Raw genomic sequence first — 14,735 nt, forward strand, 5'->3', positions numbered from 1 at the left:
GGGGTCAGTTCTTGACGACCAGGGTGGGGTGGGCCGCCAGGTAGGCATCGGCGCGGCCGGCGCGGAGTTCGGTGATGAACTTCCGGCCGTCGTTGGTCAGTTGTTCGCCGCGGTAGGCGCTGCCCTTGCCGACGCCGGCCCCGGGTAGGCCGACAAGCGTGAAACGGTTTTCCGGCACCCCGCTGAGGGCGTATGCCACGTCGAGGATGCGGGGCCCACCCGCGTAGATGAGGGTGTCGCCCAGTGCCGCGACCACCTGGTCGACCCGCTCCGGTTGCCGGGCCAGGCCCTCGTCCAGGATCTTGCGGGTCAATGCCCGGACCAACTGCTGCTGATGGCGCTGCCGGGCGTAGTCACCGCCGGTGATGTAGCGCTGCCGCGCGTAGTCCAGCGCCTGCCAGCCGTTGAGGTGCTGGTTGCCCTTTTCGTAGACCTGCTGCGGCCCCTTGTAGCCGCCGGGCGCGCTCTCCCGGTAGCGGCCGTCCGGCCGGCGGTGCAGCGAGGCAACCCGCTGGTCGACGTAGATGTCCACCCCGCCGAGGGCGTTGACCAGCTTGTCGAACCCGTTGAACGTGAGCACCGCGCCGGCGTCGATGCGCAGCCCGGTGTATCCGCTGACCGTGCTGCGCAGCAGCTCGTACCCCTGGGCGGTGCTTGGTTGTTTGGGTTTGCCCGGCACCCGGCTGCCGAAGCTCATCGCGTGCGTGAGCTTGGTCTTGCCGCCCTTGTAGCCAGCCTTTCCGAAAGCCGGGATGTCCACCAGCAGGTCGCGGGGGAGGGAGAAGAGGTACGCCCGACCCAACCCCTTGGGTACGTGCAGCACCAGCACGGCGTCCGAGTGCGGCTCCCACCCGGGCTCGCTGACCCGGGTGTCCACGCCGACCAGCAGCAGGTTGAGAGGGCCGGTGATGTCGGCGCCCGGCGGTGGGCCGCTCGGGCTGGGCGTGGGCGTGCCGACCGGCGACGGGGTCGGCGAGGCGGCGATCGGGGCACCGCCGGGCTTGCTGTCGCCGGTCAGCCGGCTGATGACCACCGCGCCGGCTGCGATCAATGCGACGGCGGCGAGGGCGACCAGGCCCAGCAGCAGCCATCGCCGGCGCGGTGCCATCGACCCGAGGACCATCTTGGATTCCTTCCACCCGTCTCGTGACCAACGCTCCGACGGGTGCTCCGGGTTGCGGTCGGGGAGCGTCGGCTCGGTAGGCCGGTGCATGATCGCGCAAAAACTGCCGCTGGCGCGAGCGCTACTCGCGGGTAATGATGCGTCCATGCGGTACGACGTGGTCGTCATCGGGTCCGGCTTCGGTGGCAGCGTCACCGCGCTCCGGTTGGCCGAGAAGGGCTACTCGGTCGCTGTGCTGGAGGCTGGCCGGCGTTTCGCCGACGACGAGTTCCCGCAGACGTCCTGGCGGGCCCGCCGATTCCTCTGGGCACCGAAGCTGGGTTGCTACGGCATTCAGCGCCTCACCCTGCTCCGCCCGGCCGACCGGCGTTCGGGCAGCGGACTGCTGGTGCTCTCCGGCGCCGGTGTGGGCGGCGGCTCGCTGGTCTACGCGAACACCCTCTACGAGCCGCTGCCGGCCTTCTACACCGACCCGCAGTGGCGGGACATCACCGACTGGCGTGACGAACTGGCCCGCCACTACGACCAGGCGAAGCGGATGCTCGGCGTCACCGCGTACCCCCTGGACACCGGCGCGGACCGCGCCATGCGGGCGGTGGCCGAGCGGATGGGGGTGGGGCACACCTTCCACGCCACCTCAGTGGGCGTGCACATCGGCCGTCCTGGCCAACGGGCCGCCGACCCGTACTTCGGCGGCGTCGGCCCCGAGCGCACCGGTTGCCTGCACTGCGGCTCGTGTATGACCGGCTGCCGGCACGGAGCGAAGAACACGCTGGTCAAGAACTACCTCTGGCTCGCGGAGCGGCTCGGGGTCACGGTGCACCCGCTGACCACGGTGACGGCCGTCCGGCCGACCACAGGCGATGGCGGGTACGAGGTGCACACCGTCCGCACCGGCACCTGGCTGCGCACGGGGCGACAGGTGATCCGCGCCGATCAGGTGGTCTTCGCGGCCGGGGCGCTCGGCACCCAACGGCTGCTGCACGAGATGAAGGCCGGCGACGTGCTGCCCGGGCTCTCGCCGCGCCTCGGCGAGCTGACCCGCACCAACTCGGAGGCGATCCTGGGCGCCTCGGTGCCGCGCCAACGAGCCCGGTCCGAGGGGTTGGACTACACCGAGGGGGTCGCCATCACCAGCTCGTTCCACCCCGACCCGCAGACCCACGTCGAGCCGGTCCGCTACGGGCGGGGCTCCAACGCGATGGGGCTGCTCCAGTCGCTGCTGGTCGACGGCGGCCCGCACCGGGTGCGGCGCTGGTTGGGCAGCATCGTGCGGCATCCGGGGCTGGCCGCCCGGATGCTGTCGGTGCGCGGCTGGTCGGAACGGACGGTGATCGCCCTGGTGATGCAGTCGGTGGACAACTCGCTGACCACCCGGTGGCGGCGCGGCGCGTTCGGCCGCAGGCTGGTCACCGGCCCGGGCCACGGCACGCCGAGCCCGACCTGGATCCCGGCCGGCAACACTGCGGCCCGCCTGCTCGCCGCCGAGATCGGCGGCACTCCCGGCGGCTCGGTCACCGAACCGTTCGACATCCCGATGACCGCGCACATCCTGGGTGGGGCGGTGATCGGTGCCACACCGGCCGACGGGGTGATCGACCCCTGGCACCGGGTGTACGGGCATCCGGGGCTGCACGTTGTCGACGGCGCTGCGGTCTCGGCCAACCTCGGCGTGAACCCGTCGTTGACGATCACCGCCCAGGCGGAACGAGCGATGTCCTTCTGGCCCAACAAGGGCGAGGAAGATCCCCGCCCACTGCTCGGCAATCCGTACCGCCGCCTGGCACCCGTACCCCCGCACAACCCCGCGGTCCCGACGGACGCCCCGGGCGCGCTGCGACCCTGATCCTTGCGGCGATCTTGCAGTTTCGGTCGTCGTTATGCGGCAGATGTGGCTTTTGGTGCGACAGGAAGTGCAAGATCGCGGGGGGGAGGGGGTCGGGCGGCGAGCCGGTGGTCGGGTCGGTCGTGACACTGGGTAGGCTTTGTGCACATGAGCCTGCCTCGCCCCGTCCTCGTGGTGGACTTCGGAGCCCAGTACGCCCAGCTCATCGCGCGCCGGGTTCGCGAGGCGAAGGTCTACTCCGAAATCGTGCCGCACTCGATGCCGATCGCCGAGATGCTGGCGAAGAACCCCGCTGCGATCATCCTCTCCGGCGGCCCAGCCAGCGTCTACGCACCGGACGCGCCGCAGATCGACGCGGGCGTGTTCACCGCCGACGTGCCGGTCTTCGGCATTTGCTACGGCTTCCAGGCGATGGCCCAGGCGCTCGGCGGCACGGTCGCGAAGACCGGCAACCGTGAGTACGGTGGCACGCCGCTGCGCCCGCGCCTCCTCGACCCCGGTGTGCTGCTGCGCGACCTGCCGGCGGACCTGCCGGTCTGGATGAGCCACGGCGACGCCGTCACCGAGGCGCCCGAGGGCTTCACGGTGACCGCCGAGTCGGCGGGTGCGCCGGTGGCCGCATTCGAGGACCTGGCCGGGCGGCGTGCCGGCGTGCAGTTCCACCCGGAGGTCGGGCACACCTCCCACGGTCAGGAGATGCTGACCCGCTTCCTCTACGACATCGCCGGCATCGAGCCGACCTGGACGCCCGAGAACATCATCGACGAGCAGGTTGCCCGGATCCGCGCGCAGGTCGGCGACAAGGAGGTCATCTGCGGCCTGTCCGGCGGGGTGGACTCCGCAGTCGCCGCCGCGCTGGTGCACAAGGCCGTCGGTGACCAGCTCACCTGCGTCTTCGTCGACCACGGCCTGCTGCGCGCCGGCGAGGCCGAGCAGGTGGAGAAGGACTACGTGGCCGCCACCGGCATCAAGCTGAAGGTGGTCGACGCGGCCGACCGGTTCCTCGGCGCGCTGGCCGATGTGACCGACCCGGAGCAGAAGCGCAAGATCATTGGCCGGGAGTTCATCCGGGTCTTCGAGGCCGCGGCCCGCGAGATCGCCGCACATGGCGACGTGGAGTTCCTGGTCCAGGGCACCCTCTACCCGGACGTGGTCGAATCCGGCGGCGGCACCGGCACCGCCAACATCAAGAGCCACCACAACGTCGGCGGCCTGCCCGAGGACCTGAAGTTCGCGCTGGTCGAGCCGCTGCGCACGCTCTTCAAGGACGAGGTCCGCGCGCTTGGCCTGCAGTTGGGCCTGCCCGAAGCGATGGTCTGGCGGCACCCGTTCCCCGGCCCCGGCCTGGCTATCCGGATCATCGGCGCGGTCAACCAGGAGCGCCTCGACCTGCTCCGCGAGGCCGACCTGATCGCCCGCGAGGAACTGACTGCCGCCGGCCTGGACCGGGGCGTGTGGCAGTTCCCGGTGGTGCTGCTCGCCGACGTGCGCAGCGTCGGCGTACAGGGAGACGGGCGCAGCTACGGGCACCCCGTGGTGCTGCGACCCGTCTCCAGCGAGGACGCGATGACTGCGGACTGGTCACGCCTGCCCTACGAGATCGTTGCCCGGATCTCCACCCGGATCACCAACGAGGTGGCCGAGGTGAACCGTGTGGTCCTGGACGTGACCAGCAAGCCGCCGGGCACCATCGAGTGGGAGTGAGCGCGGCTCACGCTGCCTGCGGTGGGCTGCTGTCGTGCGGGTTCTGCGGCGGGCTCGGCGGCGCGTGGAACGGGGTCGTCGGCGGGTAGTGCGGCGTCGGGGCGTACCCCGGCTCCGGCCCGCCGGGCGCGGGCCCGGCGGTGGGCGGTGGGCCTGCCTGCGGCGCGACGCCCGCCGCGTGCGGCCAGGCCGGCGCGCCGGTGGGCTCCTCCGGCATCAGGAACCACATGATCGGGTACGCGAACAGCGCGAGCCCGCCGGTGAGCAGGCCGCTGACTGCGAAGATGACCCGGACCAGGGTGGGGTCGACGGCGAAGTAACGGCCGATGCCGCTGGCGACTCCCGCAACCATGCGGTCGGTCGTGGGTCGGCGGAGCTGCCGGTACGGGGCGTGGGGAGCGGTCGTGGATGTCATACCCCCACAGTCCGCGCCGGGGCCCGGCGTGCCCTCGGTGACCGCCCGGATCCTTACCCTGACCAATCCCTGAGCGGCGCCAAACAGTCAGGAATCCGACTCTTTTCCGTTCCGGTAACCCGGCCCGGGGAGAATTTGATTTCGTGACCACCTTGCTGGAGCCGCTCCGCAGGATCGCGGCATACGCAGTCTGTGCTGATTCAAAAGGCCGAGTCTTGCTGGTCCGCGCCTCGGAGCGCTCCGGCACCCCCGGCACGTGGTCCCTGCCCGGCGGGGCGGTCGACCACGGCGAGGACCCGAACCACACAGTGGTCCGCGAAACCGCCGCCGAAACCGGCCTCTCCGTCGCCGTCTCGGGCCTGGCCGACGTGCTCGCCGACATGCGGGCGCTGCCCGAGCGTGGCATCACCATCCACACCGACCGGCTGATCTACCGGGTGGCGGTGCGCGGAGGCACCCTCGCAGACCGGGTCGGCGAGCGCTCCACCGACCTGGCCCGCTGGTACACCCTCGACGAGGCGCGCGAGCTGCCGCTGCGCTCGTTCACCGCACGTGCCCTCGGGCTACCCCCCTCCTCGGCCGATGTGGTGCCCGACGAAGCACCCGAATTCCCCTCCTTCTACGCGGTGCCCGGCCCCGACGGGCTGCACCGGGCGCAGCGCTTCGCCGCGTACGCGGTGTGCACCGACCCGGCCGGCCGCGTGCTGCTCACCCGGATCTCCGACGGCTACCCGGGCGCCGGCTGCTGGCACCTGCCCGGCGGCGGCACCGACTACGGCGAGCAGCCCGGCGCCGCACTGATCCGGGAGCTGGTCGAAGAAACCGGCCAGGCTGGTCGCCTCGTCGAGCTGCTCGGGGTCGCCAGTCACCGCGACGCCGCCTCGCTCGGCCCAGAGGGCTACCCGATCGACTGGCACGGGGTACGCGCCTTCTACCGGGTCGTGGTCGACCAGCCCAACCCGCTGACCGTGGCCGACGTGGGCGGGTCCACCTGCGAGGCCCGCTGGTTCGCCCGCGAGGAGTTGGGCGCTCTCCCCACCCACCACCTCACCGAGGTAACCGCCGAAGCAGTCCAAGCCGCCCAGCTCACCTGACCCGGCCCTGCCCAACTCGGACGCTTCCGGGTCCCGGGTCCCGGCTCCCGTGTTGCGGTCGTGGGTCTCGGCGGTGCGTTCCGGGTTCCGGCTCCCGGGTTCCGGCTCCCGTGTTGCGGTCGTGGGTCTCGGCGGTGCGTCCCGGCTCCCGGCTCCCGGCTCCCGGCTCCCGGCTCCCGGCTCCCGGCTCCCGGCTCCCGGGTCCCGGGTCCCGGCTCCCGCGTCCCGGCTCCCGGGTCCCGGCTCCCGGCGGTGCGGCTGGGCGTCCCGGTGGGTGCGGGCGGGTGGTTGTAGGTGGGTTTGCGCCTGCGTGTGCGGTCGTGCGTTTGGGTGTCTCGGCGGTGGATGCGGGCGGGCGGTCGTAGGTCGGCTTGCCCGTGCGTTCGGTGGTCCTGGGTCGGGGTGCCTGTGCGTGCGGTTGTGCGTCGGGGTGCCCATGCGCGCGGGCGGTGGCGCGCCTGGATGGTCGTGCGGCGGCTTGCCGGGGCGTGATCGGCCGGAAGCCCGCGGACGAGCGGTGCGGCCGATTGATCGACTCCATTTCGCCGACATTGCGCTATCCCAGCGCTGCGATACCGCCATGTCGGCGAAACGGAGTCGATCATCGTTCAATGCGCCTCCAGTTGGCGCGAACCGAGCCCGACCAGGTTGGGGAGCGACGGGGCCCAACCAAGTCAACCCCGCCGGGCCCCTGGGCTGCGCCGGGCCCCTGCCGGTCTGCGCCGGGCTCCTGCTGGGCTGCGCCGGGTTCCTGCTGGGCTGCGCCGGGCTCCTGCTGGGCTGCGCCGGGCTCCTGCTGGGCTGCGCCGGGCTCCTGCTGGGCACTCCCGACCCTTCTCTGCGTTGATCATGAAGTTATTGTCGGGACACGTCGAGATGGACGGCGATAACTTCATGATCGACGGGCGGTTCGACGGGGGAAGCGGAGTGGGCCGGGATGAAGCTTGTACGGCGTGTCGGGGCTTATGGGATTTTGTGGGATTCGGGCCGGGTCCTGGTGGTCCGGGACGGGGGCGAGGGCGAGTTCCCGGGGGTTTGGCGGCTGGCGGGTGGTGCTGTCGCGCACGCCGAGCATCCGGAGCGCGCCGTGGTCCGTGAGGTCGCCGAGCAGACCGGACTGACTGTGACGGTGGGTCGGCTCCGCGCGGTGAGAGCCGACGTGGCCACCTATCCGGAGGACAACGTCGCTCTGCACACCGATCGGCTGTTGTTCGAGCTGAGTGTGCGGCGCGACGATCCTGCACTGCGTGACGATCCTGCACTGCGTGACGATCCTGCACTGCGCGACGGTCCTGCACTGCGCGACGCCGGAGGCGGCTCGGTCGACCAGGCCCGCTGGCTCACCCTGCCCGAGGCGGCGCAGGCGCCGCTGGCACCGTTCAGTGCCGAGGCACTCGGCCTGCCGGTCACCCCGCTGCCGCCCGGAACGCACCGGTCGCACGAGCCTTTCCCGCCGCCGCATCCCGATCGCAGGCTGCGCTTCGGGGCGTACGGGCTGGTCACCGACCCGGCTGGGCGGATTCTGCTGACGCAGATCGCGCCCGGCTACCCGGGTGCCGGCCAGTGGCACCTACCCGGCGGTGGCACCGATCACGGTGAGCAGCCGACTACCGGGCTGCTCCGAGAGTTGGTCGAGGAGGGTGGTCAACTGGGCCGGGTGGTGGAGCTTCTCGGGGTGGACAATCTGCACAATCCCGCCGCGTTCGGCCCGGAGGGTCGGCCTTTGGACTGGCATGGCGTACGGGTGATCTATCGGGTGCTGGTGGACGTACCTACCGATGCGGTTGTCACCGAATCCGCCGGAGGTTCGACGGCGCGGGCTGGGTGGTTCACCCATGCCCAAGCTGTTGACCTGCCGTTGAGCGACATCGCTGTCTCGGCAATCGGGCAGAGTGGCCGATAGCACCCCGCTCGATGAGCCGAGATGGTGACCCTCCGGTACAGTCAAAGGCGGGAATGATGGAGGAAACGGGCGATGAGGCCCGGGATGGGAATAAGCGAGCGGTTCGCGCGGTTTAACCCAGTTGTAAGCACCGCCGGCAGCTATCGCCAAGCCATGTTCCCCTATGCGATGGTGTACTCCGCAAAACGGCTGCCGGGCCAGCACGGTCCGGCACGAGACAGCCGGACACCCGCCCCACGGCGGACAGCCGATCCGGTGATGGAGGAAACGTGCCGAGAGCCCCATGGCGCCGGCGTCGTACTACTGACAGTCCGCGCCCCGCAGGGCGTCGCTGGGCGGGCCGGTTGCGCCGCAGCAGCACGTTCGCCCGCCAGGTGCTGTTGGTCCGGGTCGGTCGCCGTGACGGTGACCTGCACGCGACCGACGTGGCCCTACCCGAGCGCCGGTACGCCGACCGGCAGCGCCGTCGCTACGGCCTGGACCGGCTCAGCCGACCGGCACTGAACGTCGGTCGATCGGAGATCGAGGCGGTCATGCCGATCAGCCCGGCGATGCCGCCGATGGCGCACGCCGACGAGGCTTCGCCGCGGTCGATCCCGCTGCTCCCCGGCGAGCGCACGATCGCCCGCCGGATGAAGTTCGGCCTGGTCAACGCTTGCACGCTGGCCAGCCTGATGCTCGGCATGCTTGCCATCTTCCTGGCCATGCAGGGCGAGGTGCGTATCGCCGCGCTCTGCCTGATCGCCTGCGTCGGCTTCGACGGTCTGGACGGCGCTCTGGCCCGCCGGCTCGGCGTGGCCAGCCCGTTCGGCGCGCAGATGGACTCACTGGCCGACATGTGCTCGTTTGGCCTCGCCGCGCCGGTCGTGGTTTACGCCTCGCTCGCTGGCTCCGTCTCCACGGCCGCGGCGGCGGTGGCGTGCGCCCTGGTCGCGGCGTGTGCCGCGATTCGACTGGCCCGCTTCAACGTCTCGCCGAAGGACGGCCGCTTCTTCTGCGGTGTGCCCACCACCATGGCGGCCGCGGTGCTCGCGGTGACCGTGGCCATCGGCCTGCCCGTGCCCGGTGCCGTGCTGGTCGCGGGGGTCGCGCTGCTCGCCTTCGCAATGGTGTCGAGCTTCCCGTACGCCAAGCTCGCCCGCCTGGTGAAGCTGCCGCCGTGGCTCTGGCTGGCCCCGGTGATCGGCGCGCTGATCGACATCCGGCTCACGTTCGCCCTGATTGTGGTGGGCTACCTCGTCAGCGGGCCGGTCCTCTGGCTGCGGCAGCGTCACACCGCCTGATTTGAGCAGTCGAAACGGGGCGCCGCGGACAGCGGCGCCCCGTTCTGCGTGAGCGGGTCAGCGCCAGCGGGCGATGACCGTGGACCCGCCGATCACCTTGTCGCCCGGCCCGACCAGTGGGTCCGCAGCTTCGGCCGGGAGGTAGACGTCGGTCCGTGAGCCGAAGCGGATCAGCCCGAAGCGCTCGCCCTTGGCCAGCAGCGCGCCGATCGGCGCGCGCTGGACGATCCGGCGGGCGATCAGCCCGGTGCGCTGCGCGACCACCACCGTGCCACGGGCGGTGTCCAGCACGGTGTACGCCGCGACGTTGTGCTCGGCGTCCGGCTTCATCGCGTTGACGAAGCCGCCGTCGGCGACGAAGTAGTCCACCACCTTGCCGGCGACCGGGGCGCGGTTGACGTGCACGTCCAGCACCGATAGGAAGACCGCGATCCGCAGCCACTCACCGTCGCCGAAACGCTCGTCGTGCAGCCGCTGCACCGACAGGACCTTCCCGTCCGCGCTGGCGACCACGGCGGTCGGGTCTTCTGGCACGTCCCGCTCCGGATCCCGGAAGAACGCGGCGACCGGCCCGGCGGCCAGTGCCGGCAGTAGCCAGAGCTTGGACGACGGACGCGCCACCCGAGTCAGCGCCGCGAGGCCCAGCGCGATGCCGGCAGCGGCCACACCGTTGGAGTCGATGTGCATGCCGCGGGTCAGCGGGACACTCGACGGCCGGTACGCGGGGGTCAACCTGTCGGCCGTGGCGGGGCTGGCCGGGGTGAAGCGCAGTCGGTAGACCCGTACCGGTGGGGAGTTGCGCAGCACCAGGTCGGCGCCGACGCCGTAGAGGGCGTCCTGCCGGGCCAACTCGGCGGCGGCACCGGTGGTCCGGCCGGGCGTGGCGTTGGTCGCCACGCTGAGCACTGCACCGTCGGACAGGTATTTGGCCAGGCCCTCGATGCCGCTGCGGGTCTCCTCGGCGGTGCCGCTGAACACCTCTCCGGCGATGACGACCGCAGCGGCCTCGGCCTCGGCCAGCGAGTCGACGACGCCCACCCGGTCGGCGACCCAGCGGCCCTGGGCGGTGACGTGCTCGCGGAGCGCGGCAGCGCCGAACGGCTCGGCGGGCACCACGGTGAGCCGGTCACCGGGGAGCAGCGCCTCGATCGCCGCGGCCAGCACCGCGGACTCCGGGCCCACCCCGACCAGCAGAGCGGCCTTGGGGTCGTTGATCCGGGCCAGTTCGGTGACGAGCGTACGGGCGGCTCGCTCGCCGATGCGGACCGGACCGGACCGACCGGTGGTACGCACGGCGGGGGACTGGGTCATGTCGGGCGGGCTCCTGACGGGGGTAGAGACGGGAATCGCGGCGGGACCGCCATGGCGGGACGGGCCGGCCGGCGGAGGCGAGATCTCCACCGGCCAGCATATGCGCCCCGCCGTGTCAGCCGCACCGCCGTGTCAGCCGCACCGCCGTGTCAGCCGCACCGCCGTGGTGGTGGAGTAGGCCAACGCCGGCAGGTGCCCGACGTCAGGCCTCTCCGCGCCGACCCTCCCGCTCGTTGCCCGGTTGGTCGTCGACCGCCTCAACCGGTTGGTCGGGCCGGGTCGGCTCATCCCCCTCTACCGGCGTCGCTCGGGTGCGGATCCCGACGGTCGGTTCTTCGGTCTCGTCGTCGGGCTGAACGGGGATCGGGGCGGTCTGTGCCTCCGACGGCGGGTGAGCCAGCCAGGCCGGGTGGATCACGTCGGTGGTGGGCGCCTCCGGCGCCCGTACCGCGGTGGTCGACGTCTCCGGTGCCGATCCCGGCAGGGGCGCGTCCCAGGTGGACTGTTGGGCTTCCCAGACCGGCAGAGCCGCACCGGAGGTCGGCGCGGCGGCACCGGAAACCGGGGACGACGCGCCGGAGACGGGTGCGGTGGCCTCGGTGGCGCCGGCGTCGGCGGTCTGGCCCGGCCGACCCGACCGACCGGAGCGCAGCGCGCCGACCAGACCGAAGATCCCGATCAGGATGAGTGCGCTGGCCAGGAACCAACCGACCGCGGGCAGCGCGAGCCCGAGTATCTGGCCGAGCAGCCACCAGGCGGAGAGCGCCAGGAACACGAGCCCGAAGGCGAACGACACCAGATCTGTGCGGTGAGCCTTCACCGGGTCACCTCCAGGTTGCCAGCATTGACGTGGATGTACAGGCGCAGCGTCCCGCCACCGGGACCGTCGACGCCGAGGTCGGTGGTCTCCTGCAGGCGGCCGTCCAGCCCGCCGGAACGGTTGCCGAAGATGACGGCGTCGCCGGCGTTGACGTCGGCCACCGTTGTGACGTCGACGTTTGGCGGCACGACCACTGTCGCCTTGCCGAAGTTGATCGCGACCGTCACCTGGCTGTCCCGTTTTGCGAAGTCGATCCCCCGCAGGTCGAGCACGGCGTCACCGAAGCTGTTCTCGTACCTGTCGGCGAGGTCGCGGTAGTCCGTCGGTGCCCAGGTCACCGCGCCGTCGACCCCCCGGATCCGGTCGTAGGACTCGGCGACCGTCGCCGTGCCGAGCGCCGCCGCGGTCACCAGGCCGAGCGCGATGAGCCAGCGGGCCCGTCCGAACCAGGTGCCGACCAGCAGCCCTAGCCCGATCGTGGCCAGCGCGGCCGCGAAGTACGCGGAGGCGCTGATGGCGAAGACGTCCAGCAGGTCGAGCAGGGCGACCACACCGAGGACCAGGAAGATCAGCGAGAAGGTCACCGCGCCGAGTGGCGAACGCTCGCGGGGACGCTTCGGCGGCTTCGGTGGCTTGGGCGGCGGGGGGAGGGTGGCCGGGGCTGGCGAGGCGTACGGGCCGTGCGGCGCGAACGGGGGACGGTATCCGGACGGGGGCGTGGCGGTCGGATAGCCGGGCGGTGCCGCGGGCGGGCCGGGCACCGGTGGCGGCGGCCACCCGGCGCTGGGCGTGCTGGTGCTCGGCCAGCCCGTGCTGGGCGCAGGCCAGCCGGCCTCGACAGCTGTCGTGCGAGCCGGTTGACCGGACACCGGGCCCATTCCGGATATTGGCTCCTCCGTGGCGGACGGTTGCGGAAAACTGGTCGGCCGCACGTCGTACGCCGGGGTGGTGACGGTGGGCGCGCCCTGTGTCGTCGCGGTGGCGTACGCCGGATCACCGCCGGCCATCGGTGCCGTCGCCAGCGGGTGGGTCGATGGCGCCGCGCCGTACGACGGCGCGGGCCAGGCCACCGGCGGGACCGGACCGGGCGGGGTGGCGGACGGTGCCGGCCCGCCCGGGGTGCCCGGCTGTGGGTTGCGGTTCTCCCGGTTGAGCAGCAGCGCGCCGGCGACCAGGATGGCCGCGCCGAGCAGCACCGCGCGGAAGGCGTCGGTGACGATGTAGCCGAAGCTGGCCGCGGCCAGGATGCCCAGAATGATCACGGTCACCGGCGACATGTTGGAGCGGCCGCGGCCGAGCATGGACTCGATCGGGGACGCGGTGTCGCCCTCATTCGGGATGATCAACCAGGCGGCGACGTACACCAGGATGCCGATGCCCCCGAAGAACCCGAGCACCGCGAGCAGCACCCGCCAGAGCACCGGATCGGTGTTGGTGGCTCGTCCGATCGCCGCGCAGACACCGGCCAGATACCGTCCGTCGCGCGGTCGGACCAGCCCGTACCGCGAGGTGAAACCAGCGCCTCCCAGCGGCGGTGGCGGCACGGACGGACCGGGACCACCCTGCCCGGGTGGCGTGCCGCCGGCCCCGCCGGCCCCGTAGCCGGTGCCGGCCGCGAACCCCGGGCCCGCGCCGGCGGCGGGTGGCCCGTAGCCGCCGGGTGGTGTGCTGCCGGCGGCCGGGCCGGAGCCGGTGTACGGACCAAACGTGCTGGGCTCGGTCCAGTGGGCGGGCGTCGCGGCTGGCGGGGGCGGTGATGAACCGCCCGGTTGTGCCGACCCCGGTCGGGGTGTCGGGGCAGCTTCCTCGGTCATGCTTCGATCCTGCTGCCAGGTGAACCCGAACGACCTCAGGACCCGACCCTGACCCCACCCTGAGATCCGGCGGCCGGAATGTCGGGGGCGTCCCCGTGGTCGTGGACGCCGCAGCGTGTGACGATCGGTTTCACCGACCTCGACCAACCCGCCACCACGACCAGGGAGCCTCCGATCAGCACCGTGAATGTGCCCCCGCGCCTCTACCGCGCCCCCGAGCACCGGATGGCCGCCGGCGTCGCCGCCGGTATCGCCGACCATCTCGGCATCTCGGTGCTGCGGGTGCGCGTCGGATTCATGGTTCTGCTCGGCCTGAGCGGGCTCGGCCTGCTGCTCTACGCGGCGTTCTGGGCGGTGGTGCCGTTGCGACCCGGTGACACCGCGGTGCCGTCCCGGCGCGACGTTGCCCAACTCCTGCCGTTCGTGGGGATCGGGCTCGGCGTCCTGTTGATCCAGGTGATGGTCTTCGACTCGGTCGGCGCGGCTGGCACCGCCGGTTGGCTGGTGGCCATCATCGCGGTCGGTGCCGGGGTCATCTGGCACCAGTCCGCGCCCGAGCGTCGGCGGCAGTGGGGTGACGCGATGCCGGTGCCCTGGCTCGGCGCGGTCGTCGAGGAGAGTGACCGGCGGGCGTTCGTGCTCCGGTTCATTGGTGGGGGAGTGCTGGTCGCGGTCGGCATCATCGGCGTCGCGGCCGTCTACTCACCAGCGCAGAACTTCGACGCGGTGATCAACGGCGTGATCTTCGCGCTGGTCGGGCTGGCCGGGGTCGGCGTGGTCGCCGCGCCCGTGCTGTGGCGGACGTACAGCCAGCTCCGCTCGGAGCGCGAGGGGCGCATCCGCGAGCAGGAGCGGGCCGAGCTGGCCGCGATGGTGCACGACCAGGTGCTGCACACGTTGGCGCTGATCCAGCGCAACGCTGCCGACGTCAAGATGGTGCAGCGGCTGGCCAGGGGGCAGGAGCGTTCCCTGCGCAACTGGCTCTACAAGCCGACCGCGTCGCCGAGCGAGCGCTTCGCGGCCGCGCTTGAGCAGGCCGCCGCCGAGGTCGAGGACACTTACGCGATCACCGTAGAGGCGGTGGTGGTGGGGGACCGGGAGACCGACGAGAAGGTCGGGGCGCTGGTCGCGGCGGCGCGGGAGGCGTTGGTGAACGCGGCCCGGCACGCCGGCGTGCAGACCGTTTCGCTCTACGCCGAGGTGGAGCCCGATCAGGTCAGCGTCTTCGTCCGGGACCGGGGGAAGGGCTTCGATCCGGATACGGTGGAGGACCACCGGCACGGCGTGAGCGGCTCGATCATCGGGCGGATGAAGCGGCACGGCGGACGGGCCGAAATCCGGTCCGGCCCGGGGGAGGGGACCGAGGTCCGGTTGATTCTGCCGATCTCCCGGGACTCGTCCGCAGCGGAAAGGAACAGATGA

Annotated in this window: 10 protein-coding genes and 1 pseudogene; 6 read left to right on the plus strand and 5 right to left on the minus strand. The window is 71.9% G+C overall.

The window, feature by feature from the left end; genetic code table 11:
- Positions 1-4 precede the first annotated feature (4 nt).
- Positions 5-1,123: an LCP family protein gene (locus ACLQ28_RS01080; RefSeq protein WP_425684301.1), complete on the minus strand. Its 1,119-nt coding sequence runs from the start codon at positions 1,121-1,123 to the stop codon at positions 5-7.
- Between the two features lie 145 nt (positions 1,124-1,268).
- Here ACLQ28_RS01080 and ACLQ28_RS01085 point away from each other — a divergent pair, with 145 nt between their 5' ends.
- Positions 1,269-2,969, plus strand: a complete 1,701-nt coding sequence (locus ACLQ28_RS01085; protein WP_425684302.1) for an FAD-dependent oxidoreductase — start codon at positions 1,269-1,271, stop codon at positions 2,967-2,969.
- 147 nt (positions 2,970-3,116) lie between these two features.
- The gene (guaA, locus tag ACLQ28_RS01090; RefSeq protein WP_425684303.1) at positions 3,117-4,673 is read left to right on the plus strand and encodes a glutamine-hydrolyzing GMP synthase; all 1,557 of its coding nucleotides are present in this window, start codon (positions 3,117-3,119) and stop codon (positions 4,671-4,673) included.
- A 7-nt stretch (positions 4,674-4,680) separates the two neighbouring features.
- Here guaA and ACLQ28_RS01095 read toward each other — a convergent pair whose 3' ends face one another.
- Positions 4,681-5,088: a PspC domain-containing protein gene (locus tag ACLQ28_RS01095; protein WP_425684304.1), complete on the minus strand. Its 408-nt coding sequence runs from the start codon at positions 5,086-5,088 to the stop codon at positions 4,681-4,683.
- A gap of 143 nt (positions 5,089-5,231) precedes the next feature.
- On the opposite strand from ACLQ28_RS01095, the gene ACLQ28_RS01100 reads away from it, so the two are divergent.
- The 3 genes from ACLQ28_RS01100 (at position 5,232) to ACLQ28_RS01110 (ending at position 9,368) form a co-directional block, all read left to right on the plus strand.
- Positions 5,232-6,182: an NUDIX hydrolase gene (locus ACLQ28_RS01100; protein ID WP_425684305.1), complete on the plus strand. Its 951-nt coding sequence runs from the start codon at positions 5,232-5,234 to the stop codon at positions 6,180-6,182.
- A 937-nt stretch (positions 6,183-7,119) separates the two neighbouring features.
- On the plus strand, positions 7,120-8,085 hold the full coding sequence (locus ACLQ28_RS01105; protein WP_425684306.1) for an NUDIX hydrolase: 966 nt from the start codon (positions 7,120-7,122) through the stop codon (positions 8,083-8,085).
- A gap of 344 nt (positions 8,086-8,429) precedes the next feature.
- Complete coding sequence (locus ACLQ28_RS01110; RefSeq protein WP_425684307.1) at positions 8,430-9,368, plus strand: CDP-alcohol phosphatidyltransferase family protein; 939 nt, start codon at positions 8,430-8,432, stop codon at positions 9,366-9,368.
- 57 nt (positions 9,369-9,425) lie between these two features.
- Here the strand turns inward: ACLQ28_RS01110 and ACLQ28_RS01115 are convergent, their stop codons facing one another.
- The 3 genes and pseudogenes from ACLQ28_RS01115 to ACLQ28_RS01125 form a co-directional block, all read right to left on the minus strand.
- Positions 9,426-10,679: a phosphatidylserine decarboxylase gene (locus ACLQ28_RS01115; protein WP_425684308.1), complete on the minus strand. Its 1,254-nt coding sequence runs from the start codon at positions 10,677-10,679 to the stop codon at positions 9,426-9,428.
- A 598-nt stretch (positions 10,680-11,277) separates the two neighbouring features.
- Positions 11,278-11,499: pseudogene (locus tag ACLQ28_RS01120) on the minus strand (hypothetical protein); the annotation flags it as partial.
- Positions 11,496-13,313 (minus strand): PspC domain-containing protein, encoded by a 1,818-nt coding sequence (locus ACLQ28_RS01125; protein WP_425684309.1) that lies wholly within the window; start codon positions 13,311-13,313, stop codon positions 11,496-11,498. The gene ACLQ28_RS01125 and the pseudogene ACLQ28_RS01120, both read right to left, overlap by 4 nt.
- A gap of 183 nt (positions 13,314-13,496) precedes the next feature.
- Between ACLQ28_RS01125 and ACLQ28_RS01130 the strand changes: the two genes are divergently transcribed.
- Entirely contained in the window at positions 13,497-14,735 is a 1,239-nt protein-coding gene (locus ACLQ28_RS01130) for a PspC domain-containing protein (protein ID WP_425684310.1), read from the plus strand.

Origin of the sequence: Micromonospora sp. DT201, from assembly GCF_049841575.1 — a bacterium.
GTDB lineage: Bacteria > Actinomycetota > Actinomycetes > Mycobacteriales > Micromonosporaceae > Micromonospora.

Excerpts from the sequence above, each read along its gene's own strand:
- ACLQ28_RS01125 (WP_425684309.1), bottom strand. The coding sequence starts at position 13,313 with ATGACCGAGGAAGCTGCCCCGACACCCCGACCGGGGTCGGCACAACCG.
- ACLQ28_RS01115 (WP_425684308.1), bottom strand. The coding sequence starts at position 10,679 with ATGACCCAGTCCCCCGCCGTGCGTACCACCGGTCGGTCCGGTCCGGTC.
- ACLQ28_RS01080 (WP_425684301.1), bottom strand. The coding sequence starts at position 1,123 with ATGGTCCTCGGGTCGATGGCACCGCGCCGGCGATGGCTGCTGCTGGGC.
- ACLQ28_RS01095 (WP_425684304.1), bottom strand. The coding sequence starts at position 5,088 with ATGACATCCACGACCGCTCCCCACGCCCCGTACCGGCAGCTCCGCCGA.
- guaA (WP_425684303.1), top strand. The coding sequence starts at position 3,117 with ATGAGCCTGCCTCGCCCCGTCCTCGTGGTGGACTTCGGAGCCCAGTAC.
- ACLQ28_RS01105 (WP_425684306.1), top strand. The coding sequence starts at position 7,120 with ATGAAGCTTGTACGGCGTGTCGGGGCTTATGGGATTTTGTGGGATTCG.
- ACLQ28_RS01085 (WP_425684302.1), top strand. The coding sequence starts at position 1,269 with ATGCGGTACGACGTGGTCGTCATCGGGTCCGGCTTCGGTGGCAGCGTC.